This is a genomic window from Pseudomonas sp. GW822-FHT04C11 (genome assembly GCF_058800905.1).
The window spans coordinates 21614-39770 of sequence record NZ_JBXAMS010000022.1 but is presented as its reverse complement, the minus strand read 5'-3'; the positions used below and the strand labels follow the sequence as shown (position 1 = coordinate 39770).

General features: G+C 60.9%; 18 protein-coding genes. 3 read left to right on the top strand and 15 right to left on the bottom strand.

All coding sequences use genetic code 11. The annotated features are described in order from the left end of the window. Window positions 1-28 precede the first annotated feature (28 nt). The 11 genes from AC1RJ3_RS27025 to AC1RJ3_RS26975 all read right to left on the bottom strand — a co-directional run bounded on the left by AC1RJ3_RS27025 (window position 29) and on the right by AC1RJ3_RS26975 (window position 10419). Window positions 29-634, bottom strand: a complete 606-nt coding sequence (locus AC1RJ3_RS27025) for a nucleotidyltransferase family protein (RefSeq protein WP_493081484.1) — start codon at window positions 632-634, stop codon at window positions 29-31. Next, window positions 634-2949: a xanthine dehydrogenase family protein molybdopterin-binding subunit gene (locus AC1RJ3_RS27020; RefSeq protein ID WP_493081482.1), complete on the bottom strand. Its 2316-nt coding sequence runs from the start codon at window positions 2947-2949 to the stop codon at window positions 634-636. Before AC1RJ3_RS27020 ends, AC1RJ3_RS27025 begins: the two co-directional genes overlap by 1 nt. Beyond that, window positions 2946-3416, bottom strand: coding sequence for a (2Fe-2S)-binding protein (locus tag AC1RJ3_RS27015; protein WP_054593356.1), 471 nt, complete (start codon window positions 3414-3416; stop codon window positions 2946-2948). The genes AC1RJ3_RS27020 and AC1RJ3_RS27015 overlap by 4 nt, the downstream gene beginning before the upstream one ends. Before the next feature lie 136 nt (window positions 3417-3552). Continuing rightward, window positions 3553-4572, bottom strand: coding sequence for a UDP-N-acetylmuramate dehydrogenase (gene murB, locus AC1RJ3_RS27010; RefSeq protein WP_493081480.1), 1020 nt, complete (start codon window positions 4570-4572; stop codon window positions 3553-3555). Then, a complete protein-coding gene (locus tag AC1RJ3_RS27005) occupies window positions 4569-5033 on the bottom strand; it encodes a low molecular weight protein-tyrosine-phosphatase (protein WP_019689345.1) in 465 nt (154 codons plus the stop codon). Before AC1RJ3_RS27005 ends, murB begins: the two co-directional genes overlap by 4 nt. Then, a complete protein-coding gene (gene kdsB / locus AC1RJ3_RS27000) occupies window positions 5033-5797 on the bottom strand; it encodes a 3-deoxy-manno-octulosonate cytidylyltransferase (RefSeq protein WP_493081478.1) in 765 nt (254 codons plus the stop codon). The genes AC1RJ3_RS27005 and kdsB overlap by 1 nt, the downstream gene beginning before the upstream one ends. Further along, window positions 5794-5979 carry a Trm112 family protein gene (locus AC1RJ3_RS26995; RefSeq protein ID WP_019689343.1) on the bottom strand — a complete coding sequence of 62 codons (186 nt, stop codon included), beginning with the start codon at window positions 5977-5979 and terminating at the stop codon, window positions 5794-5796. The genes kdsB and AC1RJ3_RS26995 overlap by 4 nt, the downstream gene beginning before the upstream one ends. A 24-nt stretch (window positions 5980-6003) precedes the next feature. Further along, window positions 6004-7014 (bottom strand): tetraacyldisaccharide 4'-kinase, encoded by a 1011-nt coding sequence (gene lpxK, locus AC1RJ3_RS26990; protein ID WP_019689342.1) that lies wholly within the window; start codon window positions 7012-7014, stop codon window positions 6004-6006. After that, entirely contained in the window at window positions 7014-7442 is a 429-nt protein-coding gene (locus AC1RJ3_RS26985; protein ID WP_019689341.1) for an ExbD/TolR family protein, read from the bottom strand. Before AC1RJ3_RS26985 ends, lpxK begins: the two co-directional genes overlap by 1 nt. Next, the gene (locus AC1RJ3_RS26980) at window positions 7439-8074 is read right to left on the bottom strand and encodes a MotA/TolQ/ExbB proton channel family protein (protein WP_019689340.1); all 636 of its coding nucleotides are present in this window, start codon (window positions 8072-8074) and stop codon (window positions 7439-7441) included. The genes AC1RJ3_RS26985 and AC1RJ3_RS26980 overlap by 4 nt, the downstream gene beginning before the upstream one ends. A gap of 110 nt (window positions 8075-8184) precedes the next feature. Further along, a complete protein-coding gene (locus AC1RJ3_RS26975; RefSeq protein WP_493081474.1) occupies window positions 8185-10419 on the bottom strand; it encodes a DNA internalization-related competence protein ComEC/Rec2 in 2235 nt (744 codons plus the stop codon). A 135-nt stretch (window positions 10420-10554) separates the two neighbouring features. Here AC1RJ3_RS26975 and AC1RJ3_RS26970 point away from each other — a divergent pair, with 135 nt between their 5' ends. Next, on the top strand, window positions 10555-11070 hold the full coding sequence (locus AC1RJ3_RS26970; RefSeq protein WP_347927564.1) for a DUF2062 domain-containing protein: 516 nt from the start codon (window positions 10555-10557) through the stop codon (window positions 11068-11070). Between the two features lie 494 nt (window positions 11071-11564). Beyond that, a complete protein-coding gene (locus tag AC1RJ3_RS26965) occupies window positions 11565-11939 on the top strand; it encodes a DUF6124 family protein (RefSeq protein WP_145015513.1) in 375 nt (124 codons plus the stop codon). A 327-nt stretch (window positions 11940-12266) separates the two neighbouring features. Here AC1RJ3_RS26965 and AC1RJ3_RS26960 read toward each other — a convergent pair whose 3' ends face one another. The 4 genes from AC1RJ3_RS26960 to AC1RJ3_RS26945 form a co-directional block, all read right to left on the bottom strand. After that, window positions 12267-13046: an ABC transporter permease gene (locus AC1RJ3_RS26960; protein WP_019689336.1), complete on the bottom strand. Its 780-nt coding sequence runs from the start codon at window positions 13044-13046 to the stop codon at window positions 12267-12269. After that, entirely contained in the window at window positions 13043-13975 is a 933-nt protein-coding gene (locus AC1RJ3_RS26955; protein WP_054593365.1) for an ABC transporter ATP-binding protein, read from the bottom strand. The genes AC1RJ3_RS26960 and AC1RJ3_RS26955 overlap by 4 nt, the downstream gene beginning before the upstream one ends. Before the next feature lie 133 nt (window positions 13976-14108). Then, complete coding sequence (locus AC1RJ3_RS26950) at window positions 14109-14732, bottom strand: glutathione S-transferase family protein (RefSeq protein WP_493081471.1); 624 nt, start codon at window positions 14730-14732, stop codon at window positions 14109-14111. Window positions 14733-14777: 45 nt separating this feature from the next. After that, on the bottom strand, window positions 14778-15437 hold the full coding sequence (locus tag AC1RJ3_RS26945; protein WP_347927569.1) for a transglutaminase-like domain-containing protein: 660 nt from the start codon (window positions 15435-15437) through the stop codon (window positions 14778-14780). Between the two features lie 249 nt (window positions 15438-15686). Here AC1RJ3_RS26945 and AC1RJ3_RS26940 point away from each other — a divergent pair, with 249 nt between their 5' ends. Then, window positions 15687-18134, top strand: coding sequence for an acyl-CoA dehydrogenase (locus tag AC1RJ3_RS26940; protein WP_054593368.1), 2448 nt, complete (start codon window positions 15687-15689; stop codon window positions 18132-18134). The last annotated feature ends 23 nt before the right edge of the window (window positions 18135-18157 follow it).

Below are 18157 nucleotides of genomic sequence, written 5' to 3'. Positions count from 1 at the left end.
CCCTCGATGGCAATCTGTCAGGCGACACCTACTGAAAGATCAACGCCTCAGGCACATCCACATCCCACAACACGCCCGGATCCTCCACCGTCACCTCAACCACTTTCACCGAGGCAAACAGCGGCTTGGCCCCACGGTCGCCGGACAACGCCATCAACGCGGCACCCAACGAACGCCCAAATCCTACCGGATGCCCAAACTCGCCACCCTGCACCGGCACACTGATCGTATCGAGTGCAACCCCCTCGACAATCCGCTCAATACTCGACGGCAAGATAAACGGCATATCGCCCAACACCACCAGCCAGCCATCCAGCACCGGGCACGCAGCGACCGCCGCCGCAATGCTGTCGCCCATGCCCGCCGATGCCAGCAACAGCACCTGGCAACCATAAGCCCGGGCCAGCCGTGCAACCTCTGGACGATCCGGCGTCGTCACCAACAACCGGGTGTCCACGCCCTTCGGCAGATTGCGCAGCACCTGCTCGATCACCGGTCGCACAATGCCGTCGCGCCCTTCGCACATCGCCAGCAACTTGTCCTGGTCGGCACCCGCCACTAGTCGATAACGACTGCCCTGCCCCGCCGCAAGAATGATCGCGCCCAGCTTCATACCCTGTTCAACGCTGCGCATCAGGCTTTGGTCTGCTGCCAGCCTTGCAACTGGTAGCGAACTGGCAAGCTGCGAATACGCTTGCCGGTGGCAGCGAAGATCGCATTGCACAGCGCCGGAGCGATGGGCGGCACGCCCGGTTCACCGACACCGCCCAGCGGCACATTGCCGGGTGGCGTGACCAAATGCACCGCCACCTCTTTCGGCGCCAGGGACATGCGCGCCACTTCGTACATATGGAAGTTGTCCTGCTGGACCTTGCCGTCCTTGAAGCTGATTTCGCCCAGCACCGCGTTACCCAGGCCCATCACGCAGGCGCCTTCGAACTGCGAGCGAATCCGTTCCGGGTTGATCTGCGGACCACAATCGACCGCGATGTCGGCCTTGTGCACGATCAGCGTACCGTCATCCTTGACTTCAACCTCGATGACCGCCGCCACATAGGTGACGAAGCTGTAATGCACCGCCAGGCCCAAACCACGACCCTTGGGCAATTTGCGCCCCCAGCCGGCACCCTTGGCCGCCGATTCCAGAACGCCACGCAAGCGCGCCGTATCGATCGGATAACGCTCAGGGGATTCGCCGTAGTTCCACTCTTCGCTCAGGGTTCGCGGATCGATCTGACGGTCCGGCCCCAAGAGCTTGATCTGGTACTTCAGCGGGTCTTGTCCGGCCTTGTGTGCCAACTCATCGACAAAGCTCTGAATCGCGAAACCGTGAGGAATGTTCGACACCGAGCGATACCAACCAACCCGGGTATGCGCCGCCGCGTCAGGGTTTTCCAGGCGCACATTGGGAATCGCGTAGGCCATGTTGGTAAAGCCCATGCCCAACTCGAAGGCCGCTTCGTGATTCATGCCAGGTGCGAACAACGCGGTGATGCTGGGCGCCACGGTGCGGTGCAACCAGCCGGACGGCATACCGTCCTTGTTCAGGCTGGCCTTGAGGTATTCCGCCGAGACGGTATGGAAGTACGAACAGTGGATGTCGTCTTCACGGGTCCATTGCACCCGCACAGCCTTGCCGGGAAACTCCTTGGCCAGGATTGCCGCTTCAAGAATGAAGTCCGGCTTGGACTTGCGACCGAAACCACCGCCCAACAAGGTGACATTGACTGTGACCTTGTCGAATGGGATACCCAAACGCTCGGCAATGCGCTCGCGGGTCACTTGCGGCGCCTGACTCGGCGCCCAGGCTTCGCAGTGGCCATCCTTGAAACGCGCAACGGCAACCATCGGCTCCATCGGCGACTGTGCCAGATGCGGCAAGTAGTAGGCCGCCTCCAGACTACTGTCGGCGCTGTTCATGGCCTCCTCGATATTGCCGGTACTGCGCACCACTTTGCCCGGCTTCAGGGCTGCGGCTTCCAGCTCCTTGCGATAGGCAATCGAGTCGTAACCGGCATTGGCACCGTCATCCCACTCGATCTTCAACGCCTCACGACCCTTGATCGCCGCCCAGGTATTGTTGGCAATCACCGCCACCCCGCCCAACGGCTGGAATTCCGAGGGCAATGGGCGACTTTCAATCTGGATGACCTTGACCACGCCCGGGACCTTCAGCGCCGCGCTGGCATCGAAGGACTTGACCTTGCCGCCATAAACCGCTGGCCGCGCCACAGTGGCGAAGAGCATGCCGTCAAAGTGCACGTCGGCACCGTAGACCGCACGACCATTAACGATGTCCGCACCATCGATAGCCTTAGTCCCTTCCTTGCCGATATAACGGAATTCCGACGGCTGCTTGAGCCGCAGGCTTTCACGAGCCGGCACGGCCAACGCACCCGCAGCGACGGCGAGCGCACCGTAACCGAGTTCACGCCCGGAGGGCTGGTGGATAACTTTGTGCAATTGCGCGCGGCATTCGCCAACCGGGACTTTCCACTGATCGGCCGCCGCTTGTTCCAGCATGGTTCGCGCAGCAGCACCGCAACGGCGCATCGGCTCGTACCAATGGCGCATGCTGCGCGAACCGTCGGTATCCTGGTTGCCGAAGCGCACCTCATCTCCCGGCGCCTGCCGGACTTTGACCATTGCCCAATCGGCGTCCAGTTCATCGGCGACCACCATGCTCAAGCTGGTGCGCACACCCTGGCCCATTTCCGAGCGGTTGCAGACCACCGTCACGCTGCCGTCGGCGGTAATGCTCACGTAGACCTTGGGATCATCGATCCAGCCGTTGGGCATACCGGCGGCACCGAATTTCTTCTCTTCGGCGAACGCGTCCTGCCAGCCCCAACTGGCCGCCAGCACCAGCGCACCGGTCGCACTCACGCCTTTGAGAAAACCACGACGGCTGAGATTACTCAGGGCGAAATCATTCGGTAGCTGGCTCATGCCTTGCGCTCCTGCAGATGAGTGGAGGCCTGGCGGATCGCGGTCTTGATGCGGTTGTACGTGCCGCAGCGGCAAATATTGCCGACCATCGCCTGTTCGATCTGTTCATCGCTGGGATTGGGATTGGTCTTGAGCAACGCCGTGGCCGACATGATCTGTCCGCCCTGGCAAAAACCGCACTGGGCGACTGCCGTGTCGAGCCAGGCTTGCTGGACGACCTGGCCAACCGGATCGCTGTGCAAGTTGTCGATGGTGCTGACGTCCTGCCCGATCACCGAACCGATAGGCGTGATGCAACTGCGCGCCGGGGCGCCGTCGATATGAATCGTGCAAGCGCCACACAGGCCCATGCCGCAACCGAATTTGGTGCCGCTGTAACCGGCCACATCGCGGATTGCCCAGAGCAGCGGCATGTCCTCGGTGACGTCGAGTTGATGATCTTGACCATTGAGCTTCAGGGTAATCATGGGCACGCCCGCATATAGGTAGAGTTATGGAGCAAATGATTGCATCGTTAGCAGGCTAAGTTAACTCAGCATTAACAAAAAAGCCCTGCAACCAAGGAAGGTGTGCAGGGCTCTGGATTCAGCGATCAAGCGTAGCTCAATACTGATTCGGCTCCATCTCCAGCTCGACATTGAAGCGCTCGGCGATGTCTCTCTGGATCCGCTGTGCCAGGTTAAGCAACTCAAGCCCGGTGGCCGTGCCGTAGTTGACCAGCACCAGCGACTGCAAGCGATGCACGCCGGCGTCGCCGTCACGAAAGCCTTTCCAGCCCGCCTGCTCGATCAACCAGCCAGCCGCCAGTTTCACCCGGCCATCCGCTTGTGGATAACCAACCAGGCCCGGATGCTCAAGGCGAATTTGTGCCGCCAGAGCTGCCGATACCAGCGGGTTCTTGAAAAAGCTGCCGGCATTACCGAGCACCGCCGGGTCAGGGAGCTTCTCATTGCGAATGCTGCAAATCGCCTGGCTGACATCGGTCGCGGTGGGATGATCGATGCCTTGCTCGGTCAGGCGCTGACGAACCGGGCCGTATTCCAGACGCAAATGCTCGACGCGGTTCAGGGCAAAACGTACTCGCAGGATCAACCAGCGACCGACTTGCTGCTTGAACAGGCTGTCACGGTAGGCAAAGTTGCACTCGGCCAGCGTGAAATCGCGCAGCTCGCCGGTCTGGCGGTCCAGCGCGGTCAGACCGGCGAACACATCCTTGATCTCGACCCCGTAGGCCCCGATGTTCTGCATCGGCGCAGCACCGACGGTGCCAGGGATCAGGCTGAGATTCTCAAGGCCCGACAGGCCCTGCGCCAGTGTCCATTGCACAAACGGGTGCCAGCTTTCACCGGCCTCGGCTTCGATCACCACCTGACTGCCGTTGTCGCTCAACACCCGAATGCCACGGGTGGCCATGCGCAGCACCAGCGCGGCAATGTCTGCGGTCAACAACAGGTTGCTGCCACCGCCAATCACCAGCAGCGGCACAGCGTGCGCGGCCGAATACACCAGCGCCTCGCGCACATCGGCATCACTGTGGGCTTCGGCGAACCATTGCGCGCGCACGTCCACGCCAAAACTGTTGTACGGCTTCAGCGAAACCTGCGATTGCAGGTGCAAAGTCATAAGCGTCCCTTCAATTCAATCACCAGCAAATCGCTGGCGCGCTCGATCAGGTCCAGCACCTGCTCGAAGCCTTGATCGCCGTCGTAATAAGGATCCGGCACTTCATCCACGCTCGACTCATAGCGACGCAGGAACAAATCCAGCTCCGCCCTGCCCTTGGCCGGTTGCAACGCCTTGAGGTTGCGCAGGTTGCTGTGGTCCATGGCGAGGATCAGGTCATAGCTGGAAAAGTCGGCGCGCGTGACCTGTTGGGCACGTTGCGCGGACAGGTCATAACCACGGCGCAACGCGGCGGCCTGGCTGCGCTTGTCCGGCGCCTTGCCGACGTGCCAGTCGCCGGTGCCCGCAGAAGCCACTTCGACCTGATCGGCCAAACCGGCATCACGCAGTTTGTGTCGCAGCACACCTTCGGCCGTGGGTGAACGGCAGATGTTGCCCAAGCAGACGAACAGAACCCGCATCAGGCCTCCAGCAGGCGACGAACGCGCTCGAGGTCTTCCGCCGTGTCGACACCCGGTGGCGGCGCAATCAGTGCATCGGCAACGTGAATCCGCACACCGTGCCAGAGCGCACGCAGCTGCTCCAGACTCTCGGTGTTTTCCAGCCAGCATGGGCCCCAGCTGACGAAGTCATGCAGGAAACCGGCGCGATAGGCATAGATGCCAATGTGCCGACGGTAAGGAACGCCAGCCGGCAATTGCTCGCGGCTCTTGGCGAAGTCGTCACGCGCCCACGGCAAGGTGGCGCGGCTGAACGTCAGCGCCAGGCCATTCAGATCGCTGACGACCTTGACCACGTTGGGGTTGAACAGGGTTTCAACGTCTTCGATCGGCTCGGCCAGAGTCGCCATGCGCGCTTCGGTATGAGCCGCCAGGTTGGCCGCAACCTGATCGATCACACTCGGCGGAATCAACGGTTCATCGCCCTGTACGTTGACCACGATAGCGTCCGGCGCCAGGCCCAGTTGGGCAGCGACTTCAGCCAGACGATCGGTGCCGGAGTTGTGGTCCTCGCGAGTCATCACCACTTCAGCGCCAAAGGCCTTGCAGGCCTCGACTATGCGCACATCGTCCGTGGCGACCACCACCCGCTGCGCACTGCTTTTGCTCGCTTGTTCCCAAACGTGCTGGATCATCGGCTTGCCGGCAATCATTTGCAGAGGCTTGCCCGGCAGACGGGTGGAAGCAAAACGCGACGGAATCACAACGGTGAAGGCAGTGCTCATTTATCCAGACGCTCTTCTGCCGTCAGGGTGCGCGCTTCGCTTTCGAGCATCACCGGAATGCCATCACGAATCGGATAGGCCAGACCGGCGCCTTTGCTGATCAGCTCGGTTTTATCGGCGCTGAGCTTGAGCGGACCTTTGCAGATCGGGCAAGCGAGGATGTCGAGCAATTTGGTGTCCATGAGCATTCCCTGGATAAAAGCGTTTTAAGGCAAAAGCCGTGCGGGCAACAGCCGCATCAACTGCGTGTCGAACCAGGCCACGAAGGCCGGCGATGGCGCAGCATCGACCGTCAGATACCACCAGTCAGCGGCCGCGAAGGTTCGGCATTTCACCGCATCCTTCTCGGTCATCACCAACGGTAGCGACGGTGTGAAATTCAAGGCCGCCGCGCTGTATTCGGCGTGGTCGGCAAAAGCATGTGGAACAGGCTGCCAGTGTAGCGTTTCAAGGGTGTTGAAGAAACGTTGCGGATTACCGATTCCGGCCACCGCGTGCAAGGCCTGGCCAGCAGGGAAATGCTCAAGCGAGCGCCGTTCGCCCGTCAGCAGGTTGACCAGCGCGGTCGGTCGCAGCTGGAAGGCAAAGCCGTCGTCGCGATCTGCCGTGGCACCGTTGTAGAGCAGCGCATCGACGCTTTGCAGGCGTTCGACCGGCTCACGCAGAGGGCCAGCCGGCAGGCAGCGCTTATTGCCCAGTCCGCGTGCGGCATCGATCAACACCAACTCAAGATCGCGTGCCAGACGGTAATGTTGCATGCCATCGTCAGACAGAATCAGATCCAGCGGCTCAGCGGCCAGCAGTGCCTGCACGGCGCGACTGCGATCTGGGTCAATCATCAATGGCACGCCGGTGCGCTGGACGATCAACAACGGTTCGTCGCCTGCGATGGCCGCGCTCTGCCCGGCGTCGACCCGCCAGGGCAATTGCGGCGGTTTGGCGCCATAACCGCGACTGACCACACCAACCCGCAAGCCGCTGCGCTGGCAGTGTTCGATCATCCACAGGATCAACGGCGTCTTGCCGGTACCGCCCACCGTAATGTTGCCAACCACGATCAGCGGCACCGGTGGCTGGTAGATCTCGCCCTGGCCGGCCAGAAACCGTTCGCGCTTGGCCGTGACCACGCGCCGGTACAGCCACTCCAGTGGCTGCAACAGTTTCAGCGCCGGATGACCGGCGTACCAGGCGGCGAGCAAGCGATCGGACATGGCCATCAGGGTGCCGGCGCCGCCTCAACGGTGGTCATGCGCAAGTGGGTGAAACCCAGCTTGCCCGCGGCATCCATCGCCGTGACGACGGCCTGATGCTGGGTTTTGCCATCGGCGCTGATCGACAGCGGCGAATTGGTGTCGCCATTCGACTCCTTCTTCAAGGCGTCGATCAGGCTGGCCAGATCGTTCTTCGGCAACAATTGGTTGTTGACCGAAAACACGCCGTCGGCGCTGATGGCGATGTCCAGTTGCTTGGCCTGCTGGTCTTCGGCAGGTGACCCGCTGACAGCTTCCGGCAGGTCGACGCGCAGCTGGGTTTCCCGGGTAAAGGTGGTGGTCACGACGAAGAACAGCAGCAGGACAAACACCACGTCGATCAGCGACACGAGGTTGATGTCCACGTTCTCCCGTTGCTTACGGCGGAATTTCACGCTTTGCCCTCAGCCAGATCGACGTCACGGTCGCCCTGCACCACTTCAACCAGCTTGATGGCTTCCTGCTCCATGCCCACGACGAGTTCATCGATGCGCCGTTGCAGGAACCGGTGGAAGAACACCGACGGGATACCGACGATCAGGCCTGAAGCCGTGGTGATCAAGGCTTTGGAAATACCGCCGGCCAGCACCGCTGCGTTGGTGGTCATGCCGGTGCTCATGAACGAACTGAAGATATCGATCATGCCCAACACCGTGCCGAGCAGGCCGAGCAACGGCGCCATGGCGGCGATGGTGCCCAGCGCGTTGATGTAGCGCTCCAGCTCGTGGATCACTCGGGCAGCGGCCTCTTCGATGCACTCTTTCATGATCTCGCGACCATGCTTGGAGTTGGCCAGGCCCGCGGCGAGGATCTCGCCCAACGGTGAGTTGGCGCGCAGTTCCTTGAGTTTTTCCTTGTTGAGTTGCTTGTCCTTGATCCAGACCCAGACCTGCCCGAGCAAATGCTCCGGGGTCACACGGCTGGCCCGCAAGGTCCAGAGACGCTCGGCAACGATCGCCATTGCCGCGATGGAACTCAGAATGATCGGCAGCATCATCCAGCCGCCGGATTTGACCAATTCCCACACAGTGACAGTCCCCTCGAAAAAGTCCGCCACTTTAACATACAGACTCGACAGAGAGACCCGACACGCCACAGACCGTGTGTCGCATGGCGCGCCGCGCTGATGACCGGTGGTTATTGGCTGACCAACGGCGGTGCACGCCAGAAACGTGGTTGCTGGCGCAGTGACTCGGGCGCCTCGAACGCCCCCAGACGCAAACGCAAGGCGCCCTGCTCGGCGCTGTCATAAACCTGCATACCCAGCTTGCGATAACGCGCCAGCACTTGCGGATGCGGATGACCGAACGAATTGTCGTGCCCACGAGAAATCAACACAGCCTTGGGTGCCAACGCGGTGAGAAAGGCCATCGACGATGAGCTGCGACTGCCGTGATGCGGCGCTTGTAGCCAGTCGGTCGCGACCGCCAGCGGACTTTCCAGCAACGCCTGCTCGGCCCAGGCGTCGATGTCGCCAGTCAACAACAGACGCTCGCCGTTGGCTTCGATCTGCAGGACGCAGGACTTCTGGTTGCTCTCACTCGCCCCGGACCATTGCCAGAGCGCAAAACCCACACCGTCCCACTCCCAGCGCTGACCGCTCTCGCAGGCCTGCGCGTACAACTCGGCCGGCAGGGCTTCGGGATCACCGCTGAGCACCTGCGCCACCGGCAATCCGCGTGCGACCGAGCGCGCGCCACCGGCGTGATCGGCATCGGCATGACTGATCAACATCACCTCCAGCTTGCGCACACCGAGCTTGCGCAACGACGGCAACACCACCCGCTCGCCCAGATCGAAATCACCGAAACGCGGACCGGCGTCATAGAGCAACGTGTGATGACGCGTGCGGACGACGATGGCCAGCCCCTGGCCGACGTCCAGTTGCCAGATTTCAGCCATGCCGTCAGGTACGGATCTGAGTGGCGGGAGCACCATCAACAGCAGCATCGGCCAGCCCAACAACCGCATGGGCAGGCCTTTGGGTAACAACAGCAGAAAAGCGCCCGAAGCACTTATCCCCCAGACCCAAAGGGGAATCACCGGGGCAACCCATGCCGGTATCCGCCCGGCCACCAATGCCAGACCGTTGAACAGCACGTCAAGCAAGCCGCCGGCCAGCCACAACAGCCCCTCGCCGATATAAGGCAGCGGCAACAGCAACGTCCCGAGCAAAGCCGGGGGCAACACCACCAGGCTGATCCACGGCACGGCCAGCAGATTGGTCAACGGGCCACTGAGACTGATGGGCAAACCGAGTATCAGCAGCAACGGACACAAGCCAATCGCGATCAGCCATTGCGCCCGCGTCCAGGTTTGCCACCAGCGCCAGGCGCCCAGGCGGCCGCCGAAGGTAAAAATCAGCACCGCCACCGCTGCAAATGACAACCAGAACCCCGCCTGCAAACTGGCCAACGGCTCAAGCAACAACACCGTATTCAACGCCAGCAGCAAAGGCCACCAGGCACCCAGATGACGAAACCGCAGGCGCCATAACAGCACCAGACCGATCATCACGCAGGCTCGGCGCACCGGCACCTCGAAACCGGCCAACAGCCCATAGCCGAGCGCCGCCGCGAATGCCATGCCGCAGGCCCACGGCAGCCAAGGCAATCTCTGCGACCACAATCCATAACGCGCCAATCCGGCAATCAGCAGATAAACCATTCCGGCCAGCAAACCGATGTGCTGCCCGGAGATCACCAGCAAATGCACGGTGCCGGTGTCTTGCAACGCGCGCCAGTCTTCGCTGCTTAGCCCGGATCCGTCGCCCAGCACCAGCGCCGCCAACGCCCCCTCTCGCCCTTGTGCATCGACCGCCAGCAAACGCTGGCGAACAGCATCACGCCAGGCCCCTTGTGCAGGCCGGAGCAACTGCCCGTCCTTGACGCTTCCCGTCGCGCCGATGCGTTGTGCCAACAGCCAAGCGTCGTAATCAAAGCCCTGCGGATTGAGCAGGCCTGTGGGGCGCTTCAATTTCACCGCCAGTCGCCAGCGCTCGCCGCTGTTGACCGTCGGACCGTCGTACCAGGCCAATCGCATTAAACCCGGCAAGCGTGTGCGCCGCGATTCGCTATCGGCCAACTCGAAACGCACCACGCCTTGCGCGTTCTGCGGCAAGCCGACGACTCGTCCTTCGACCCAGCGGGTTTGCCCGTCGAGGTCCGGCGCCAAACGATCCGCCAAGGCCCAGTGCGCACTGGCACACGCCCAGCTGAAACCGAACAGAAAAAACGCCAGTGGGTACGTGCGAAATGGCAACAGCATCAATGCCAGTACGGGCAGCAACAGCAGTAACCAGACCGGTGGCAACACCGGTAAAAAACGCAAGGCCAACAGACCCAACGCGAGCGCCAACATCCCTGTGCGCATTAGCCTGTCCTTGAGAGTCCCCTCTCTTGGATTAGCCGAGTTGCCACAGTCCGCATTTATTAATTGTCACAAAGTCTGAACGGGCGCTCCGTAGAATCCGGGCATACTTGCCGCTTGAACCGACCGAGAAGCCTTATGCCCCGGCGCTTATTCAAACGTTACATGCCAGACCCGACCAGCATCCGGGAACACAAATCCTTACGCTTTCTCGGCACGCTGCTGCACGACCCGAACCTCTGGCACCTCAATCGGCATTCGGTTGCGCGCGCCATGGCCATTGGCGTGTTCGCCGCATTTCTACCGATTCCGTTGCAAATGCTGGTGGCGGCAATGCTCGCCATTTGGCTGCGCGGCAATATTCCGATCGCCGTGAGTCTGGTCTGGCTGACCAACCCGATCACCATGCCCGTGGTGTTTTACTGCACCTATCAGACCGGCGCCTGGCTGATGGATGTCCCCGCCCGCAGCCTGCCGGATGAGCTGACCTGGGAATGGATCAGCGGTGAGCTGTCGACTCTTTGGCAACCGTTTCTACTGGGCTCGGTGGTGACTGGCCTGGTGCTCGGCGCGTTGGCCTACTGCCTGACCATGACCTACTGGCGCTGGTGGGTCGGTCGGCAATGGACGCGGCGCAGGCAGAGCCGGATGTAGCAGCTGTCGAGCCCGCGAGGCTGCGTTCGGCCGCGCAGCGGTCGTAAAATCATGCAACACGTTCTGTCAGGTAAACCGCGTGGGCAGGATTGGCGAGGACTCTGTCCTCGAACGCAGCCTCGCGGGCTCGGCAGCTGCTACGAAGGGTGTTTAAGCTTGCCTACGCTGTGCCCATCGGAGGCTACAGTGCCTTGCGTCACGGACTACACCTGCGCCAGAATCCGCCGGCTTGTGCGCTTTGGTCGTGGCCTCTATTGTTTCCGTACCGCTGACAATTCAGCGGTCGGGTTTAGCAGCTCGGACCAAGGCACGCCAGTACCGCCTCTCGATCAGCCAGCACTTTTCTAGCGCTAGTTGTTCTGCATTATGGCGGCTGTGCGTGGGGCACTTCGGTGCGCCGGGATGCTCCTTGGTCCGGTCTGCTAACCCGCGTACAGCTGCCACCCGTCGTTTAGCAGCGACAGATAGCGGCTCCACTTCCAAGGAGCTTTACCATGTTCAAACCAACTCCAAATCCGCCCGAAACCGACCCCGTTTCTCCCTACGCCTCCCTCGATTCAAAAGAACTCCACGCCGCCGCGCACCGTGCGCTCGATCATTACCTGGTGCTACCCGAGACCAAGCAGTTGTTAGCCGACCGACGTCCCGGCTGTATTTTCGTCATTGCCCCCGACGTCGACAGCGAAACCCTGCTGGCCCACGCCTGCGAAACCCTCGCCTCGGTCAATGTCATGGCCAGCGATTTGGCGTTTGAACTTGAAGGCCCCAAACGCAATACCGCACTGGCGATTCAACAGATGATTTCTCTGGCCGAGTTGGCGGTGAATCGGGCGCTGGATCACCTCGATCCACCGGACTCACCGCAGTAGCACGCCAACACGCTGATCGTTCCCGCGTGGGAACGATCAATAAAAAAAGGCCTCCACCCGGGAGCAACGCTGTTCACTTAAGGAAGTCTGGAGGCCTGAGAAGTATCTGTGGCGAGGGAGCTTGCTCCCGCTGGACTGCGCAGCAGGCCCAATTCAGGGCCGCTTCGCGCCCCAGCGGGAGCAAGCTCCCTCGCCACAACTGCGGATGTGCCTGAAACATCGGCTTAAGTGAACAGCATTATCCACTTGGGAGGCCGTTTTTTGTGTAGTACCCATCTTTTGCAGTGCTGGCAAGCTCGCTCCCACAAGGATCGAGTTTGCCGCAGGTTAGGTGCGCATCCCGCGTCCGCTGACCAGCAACCGCGCGCAACCGATGTACAGCACCACGGTTGCCACCAGCATGAAGGTAATGGCGATGCTGATCTTGATGTCCGAAACGCCGAGGATGCCGTAACGGAAAGCGTTGACCATGTGCAGCACCGGGTTGGCCAGCGACACGGTCTGCCAGAACGGTGGCAGCAGGCTGATCGAATAAAACACCCCGCCCAGGTAGGTCAACGGCGTCAGCACGAACGTCGGGATAATCGAAATATCGTCGAAGTTGCGTGCAAAAACCGCGTTGATGAAACCCAGTAGCGAAAAGATCGTTGCCGTCAGCAGCACCACCAGCAGGGTAATCCCCAAATGGTGCACTTGCAGGTGAGTGAAGAACAGCGAAAGCAGCGTCACGATCACCCCCACCGCCAGGCCACGCAGCACTCCGCCCACGGTGTAGCCGATCAGAATGGTGTGCGGCGAAACCGGTGAAACCATCAGTTCTTCGATGGAACGCTGGAATTTGCTGCCGAAGAAGCTCGAGACCACGTTGCCGTAGGCGTTGGTGATCACCGACATCATGATCAAGCCCGGCACGATGTATTCCATATAGGTGAAGCCACCCATATCACCGATTTGCCGGCCAATCAGATTACCGAAGATCACAAAGTACAGAACCATGGTGATGGCTGGCGGCAGCAGGGTCTGCGGCCAGATCCGGGTAAAACGCCGGACCTCACGGTAAACAATGGTATTGAGCGCAACGAGGTTGGGCTTCAGTTCGGAACTCATACGGCCACCTTCGCCAGATTTTTCTCCACCAGAGACACGAACAACTCCTCAAGGCGATTGGTTTTGTTGCGCAGGCTCAGCACTTCGATGTTCTGCATGGCCAACTGACCGAACAACGCGGTAATACCGACTGCCTTGTCGACCTGGACTTCCAGGGTGTGGCTGTCGACCAGGCGAGTCGGATAGCCGATCAACTGCGGCGCCACCGTCATGTCGTTCTTCAGGTCCAGCAGGAACGTCTCGACATGCAGCTGGCTGAGCAGGTTACGCATGCTGGTGTTTTCGACGATGGTGCCGTGGTCGATGATGCCGATGTTGCGGCACAGCTGCTCAGCCTCTTCCAGGTAATGCGTGGTGAGGATGATGGTGATGCCTTTCTGGTTCAGCTCGGTGAGGAAAGTCCACATCGAGCGACGCAGTTCGATGTCCACGCCGGCAGTCGGTTCGTCGAGGATCAGCAGGCGCGGTTCATGCACCAGCGCACGCGCAATCATCAGTCGACGCTTCATGCCGCCCGACAGTGAGCGTGACGGCACATCGCGCTTGTCCCACAGGCCGAGCTGAGTCAGGTATTGCTCAGCGCGTTCCTTGGCGATTTTTGGCGGGATACCGTAGTAACCGGCCTGGGTCACGACTATGTCGAAGGTCTTTTCAAACTGGTTAAAGTTGAATTCCTGCGGCACCACGCCGATGCAGCGCTTGAGCCCCGCCGGGTCGCGGTCCAGGTCGTGGCCAAAGATATTCACCGTTCCGCTGGTCTTGTTCACCAGGGTCGAGAGGATGCCGATGGTCGTGGATTTGCCGGCACCGTTGGGGCCGAGCAAGGCGAAAAAGTCACCTTCGGCGACATCCAGATCGATACCACTCAAGGCCTGGAAACCGTTGCCGTAGGTTTTGGTTAGCTGCCGGATGGACAGAGCAGAACTCATATCGGATTTACGCACCAAGAAGGGAAGTCAGGAATAAATAAGAGCGGGCGGCGAGCCATGCAACCGCGGCGCATGAACGCAATGGTGCTTGGCGACGCCGCACAAGTACAGTCAAGTGTGTTGATAGTCAGTATTAAGTCAACGCGGTCATGACAGCTTTTTGATAAGCCGGACGTTGCTTCAGTCGCGCATACCAGGCTTGCAGATGAGGCATTGGCGCTCGCTCGATGGGCATCTCGAACCAGGCATAGATAAAGCTGCCCAACGGAATATCGCCCGCGCCGATCTCGTCGCCGGACAAATACGGTTTCTGCGCCAATGCCTGATCAACCATCGACAGCAATTGCTCGCAGGTTTTCTGCGCCGCATTGATCGCGACCCAATCCTGCTGATCGGCCTGGGTGCGCAATACGCCCCAGAACACCTGGCGGAAAGGTTCGGCAAACGACGAAGTGGTCCAGTCCATCCACTTTTCCGCGCTCGCCCGGGCCTGCACATCGGCCGGGAACCAGTTCGAACCCGCTGCGTGACGGGCAGCCAGGTAACGCACGATAGCGTTGGATTCCCACAGCACAAAACCGTCGTCTTCAATCACCGGAATGCGGCCATTGGGGTTCATCGCGCGATATTCCGGTGTGTCGACCACACCAAAAGCCCCGCCCGCATCCTGCGTTTCGTAGGTCAGCCCGAGTTCTTCGGCGCACCACAGTGCCTTTCTGACATTCGACGAATTTTTCCGACCCCAGATCTTCAGCATGACCGCTCCTCAATGGATGAATGCCGGGGCAGTCTACGCCCCGGATCAGCCGCGACTCAAATCGCTCTGCATGTCGCCCAACAGGGCTGGCGACTGCTCACCGAACAAATGCGGGTAGAGTTTTTCCAGGTACTCGAAGAAGAATGCTTCGGGGACATCGGCGAACTGGCCGTGATCGACCAGATACTCCATCGATTGCAGCCCCTGGCGATTGAACGGGTGGAAGACGCTGTCATTGATCCCGTCGAACTCCAGCGCCGGTACATCGAACAGCTCACAGAGTTTCTGGTTGAACGCCGGTGTGGCCTTGACCCAGCGGCCCTGCAAATACAACTCGGTGTAACCGTGCATGGCGAACACGTCACTCTTGAGCAACTCGATCAAGCGCGGGGTCGACAGGTGATTGCGTACATCCGCGAGACCAATCCGCGCGGCAATCCCGCAGTGCCGCGCGCAACCGGCCAGCAACGTGGCTTTGGGCACGCAGTAGCTTTCACCGGTGGCCAGCGCATAACTGCCACGCAAGGTCGCGGGATCACGGCTGAAGGTGTAGGGGTTGTAGCGCACCGCTTCACGCACGGCGTAATACAGGCTCACCGCCTGCTCGACCGGATCACGGCTGTTGCCGCGGTGCCGTTCAGCGAACTCCACCACCGCTGGGTGGTCACTATCGATGAAGCGGCCGGGGCTCAGGTACTCGTGCATGAGAACAATCTCCTGGAGAAGCCATGAGTCTATCGGCAGACCCAGCACAGAGATAACGACGTTTCGGCCAAATACGAGAGCTTGTCGCACGCTCAGCGGAGCTTTTTTACAGCGTCCGCCAGCGCTATCACTCACGAAATTCACCGCTGTTTCCCACGATTTCAAACACATCGCTCTGACCACCCCGTTTTGCAGATGCCGTCTAAGCTCTGAAGGTGGTTTTGACCCTGGCTTCACGGAGGATTGAATATGCTGTTGTTGTGGATACTGGTTCTGGTGGTCGGGATTGCCTGGCTGGCTCACCGCCGCATCGCGCCCCTGCCCGCCCTGGGTATCGTGGCGGTCTATCTGCTGGCGATGGGAATCTTCAGCCACGCTCGAGGCTGGCTGCTGCTGATTTTCTGGATCGTGCTGGCCGTCGTCGCGGCGCCACTGCTGCTGCCCGACCTGCGGCGCAAATATTTCAGTGCCCCATTGTTCAACTGGTTCCAGAAAACCCTACCGCCAATGTCGCAAACCGAACGCGACGCCATCGATGCCGGCACCGTCTGGTGGGATGGCGAGCTGTTCAGCGGGCGTCCGGACTGGAACAAACTGCTGTCCTATCCCAAAGCGCAGTTGAGCGAAGAAGAACAGGCGTTCATCGATGGCCCGACCGAGGAGCTCTGCGCCATGGTCAGCGACTGGCAGATCGGCCAGGCGATGGACCTGCCGGCCGAGGCTTGGGCGCACATCAAGCAGAATGGTTTTTTTGCCCTGATCATCCCGAAGGAGTTCGGCGGCAAGGGATTTTCCGCCTACGCCCACTCGCAAGTGGCGATGAAACTGGCCACCCGCAGCGGCGACCTGGCATCGACCGTGATGGTGCCCAACTCCCTCGGCCCGGCCGAACTGTTGCTGCATTACGGCACCGATGAACAACGCAACCATTACCTGCCCCGCCTGGCGCGTGGCGACGACATCCCGTGTTTCGCGTTGACCGGCCCGCTGGCCGGCTCCGATGCGGGCGCTATGCCTGACACCGGGGTGATCTGCAAAGGTGAATGGGAAGGCCAGGAAGTCCTGGGTCTGCGGCTGAACTGGGAAAAACGCTACATCACCCTCGGCCCGGTCGCCACCCTGCTCGGCCTGGCGTTCAAGGCCTATGACCCGGATCATCTGCTGGGTGACGAGGAAGACCTTGGCATCAGCCTCGCGTTGATCCCGACCGACACCGCCGGTGTGGACATCGGTCGACGCCACCTGCCCCTCGGCGCCGCGTTCATGAACGGTCCGAACTCCGGCAAGGACGTATTCGTGCCGTTGGACTTCCTCATCGGCGGCCAGGAGATGCTCGGCAAAGGCTGGATGATGCTGATGAATTGCCTGTCGGTCGGGCGTTCCATTTCGCTGCCGGCAGTCGGCACCGGGGCGGCCAAGTTCACCAGTCTGGTGACCGGCCAATACGCTCAGGTTCGCGAGCAATTCAACGTGCCGCTGTCGGCCTTCGAAGGGATTCAGGAAGCGCTGGCACGTATCGGCGGCAACGCCTGGATGATGGACGCCGCGCGGATGCTCACCGCCAACGCGGTGGATCTCGGCGAGAAACCTTCAGTGCTCTCGGCGATTCTCAAGTATCACCTCACCGAACGCGGTCGCGAATGCATCAGCCACGCCATGGATGTGCACGGTGGCAAGGCGATCATCATGGGCCCCAACAACTACCTCGGGCGCAGTTGGCAAGGCGCGCCGATCTTCATCACGGTGGAAGGCGCGAACATCCTTTCGCGCAACCTGATGATCTTTGGTCAAGGCGCGATCCGTTGCCATCCGTTCGTGCTCAAGGAAATGGCCCTCGCCGGCCGTGAAGACAAGGACCAGGCACTGAAGGAGTTCGACGGCCTGCTGCTCAAGCACATCGGTTTCGCCGTGAGCAACGCCGCCAGCACGTTGGTACTGAACCTCGGCTTCGGGCATTTCGAACAGGTACCTGGAGACAAACTCAGCCAGGGCTACTTCCGCGCCCTCAACCGTCAGGCAGCGGCATTCGCCCTGCTCGCTGACCTGAGCATGATGCTGCTGGGCGGTGAACTGAAGCGTCGCGAACGCCTGTCGGCCCGACTCGGCGATGTGCTGAGCAACTTGTACCTGGCCTCCGCCGCCCTCAAGCGTTACCACGACCTCGATTCCCCCGAACACATGGCGCCGCTGTTTACCTGGGCCATGGAAGAAAGTCTCGGCCAGTCGGAACGGGCGCTGGATGAACTGCTGAGCAACTTCCCGAGCAAGGTCCTGGGTTGCCTGATGCGAGTCATCGTGTTCCCGTTCGGTCGCCGTCACAAAGGGCCGTCGGACAAACTCGGTGCCGAAGTGGCAGCGGTCATTGGCCGTGCCAAAGGCGATCCGACGCTCGAAGAGTTGCTGGGGGGATGTTACCGGCCACAATCAGTCGATGACCCGGTTGGTGCCCTGCAACATGCCTGCAACTTGCTGAGCGCCGCCCAACCGCTGCAGAAAAAAATGCACTTTGCGCTCAAGAGCGGGCAGTTCAAACCGGGTGCCGGGGAGCACGTCATCGACGCCGCCCTGGAGGCCGGCGTGCTGCAAGCCGCAGAAGCACATACCTTGCATGAGGCCGAAGCCGCGCGGCGCAAAGTGATCGACGTCGATGACTTTTCCAAGGAGCAACTTGAACTGGCGCAGGGCAAGACCCGCTAACGCGGTGGCTCATCCGGCGGGTC

Coding starts and splice junctions, on each gene's coding strand:
- AC1RJ3_RS27025 (WP_493081484.1), bottom strand. CDS start 634: ATGCGCAGCGTTGAACAGGGTATGAAGCTGGGCGCGATCATTCTTGCG.
- AC1RJ3_RS27020 (WP_493081482.1), bottom strand. CDS start 2,949: ATGAGCCAGCTACCGAATGATTTCGCCCTGAGTAATCTCAGCCGTCGT.
- AC1RJ3_RS27015 (WP_054593356.1), bottom strand. CDS start 3,416: ATGATTACCCTGAAGCTCAATGGTCAAGATCATCAACTCGACGTCACC.
- murB (WP_493081480.1), bottom strand. CDS start 4,572: ATGACTTTGCACCTGCAATCGCAGGTTTCGCTGAAGCCGTACAACAGT.
- AC1RJ3_RS27005 (WP_019689345.1), bottom strand. CDS start 5,033: ATGCGGGTTCTGTTCGTCTGCTTGGGCAACATCTGCCGTTCACCCACG.
- kdsB (WP_493081478.1), bottom strand. CDS start 5,797: ATGAGCACTGCCTTCACCGTTGTGATTCCGTCGCGTTTTGCTTCCACC.
- AC1RJ3_RS26995 (WP_019689343.1), bottom strand. CDS start 5,979: ATGGACACCAAATTGCTCGACATCCTCGCTTGCCCGATCTGCAAAGGT.
- lpxK (WP_019689342.1), bottom strand. CDS start 7,014: ATGGCCATGTCCGATCGCTTGCTCGCCGCCTGGTACGCCGGTCATCCG.
- AC1RJ3_RS26975 (WP_493081474.1), bottom strand. CDS start 10,419: ATGCGCACAGGGATGTTGGCGCTCGCGTTGGGTCTGTTGGCCTTGCGT.
- AC1RJ3_RS26970 (WP_347927564.1), top strand. CDS start 10,555: ATGCCCCGGCGCTTATTCAAACGTTACATGCCAGACCCGACCAGCATC.
- AC1RJ3_RS26965 (WP_145015513.1), top strand. CDS start 11,565: ATGTTCAAACCAACTCCAAATCCGCCCGAAACCGACCCCGTTTCTCCC.
- AC1RJ3_RS26960 (WP_019689336.1), bottom strand. CDS start 13,046: ATGAGTTCCGAACTGAAGCCCAACCTCGTTGCGCTCAATACCATTGTT.
- AC1RJ3_RS26955 (WP_054593365.1), bottom strand. CDS start 13,975: ATGAGTTCTGCTCTGTCCATCCGGCAGCTAACCAAAACCTACGGCAAC.
- AC1RJ3_RS26950 (WP_493081471.1), bottom strand. CDS start 14,732: ATGCTGAAGATCTGGGGTCGGAAAAATTCGTCGAATGTCAGAAAGGCA.
- AC1RJ3_RS26945 (WP_347927569.1), bottom strand. CDS start 15,437: ATGCACGAGTACCTGAGCCCCGGCCGCTTCATCGATAGTGACCACCCA.
- AC1RJ3_RS26940 (WP_054593368.1), top strand. CDS start 15,687: ATGCTGTTGTTGTGGATACTGGTTCTGGTGGTCGGGATTGCCTGGCTG.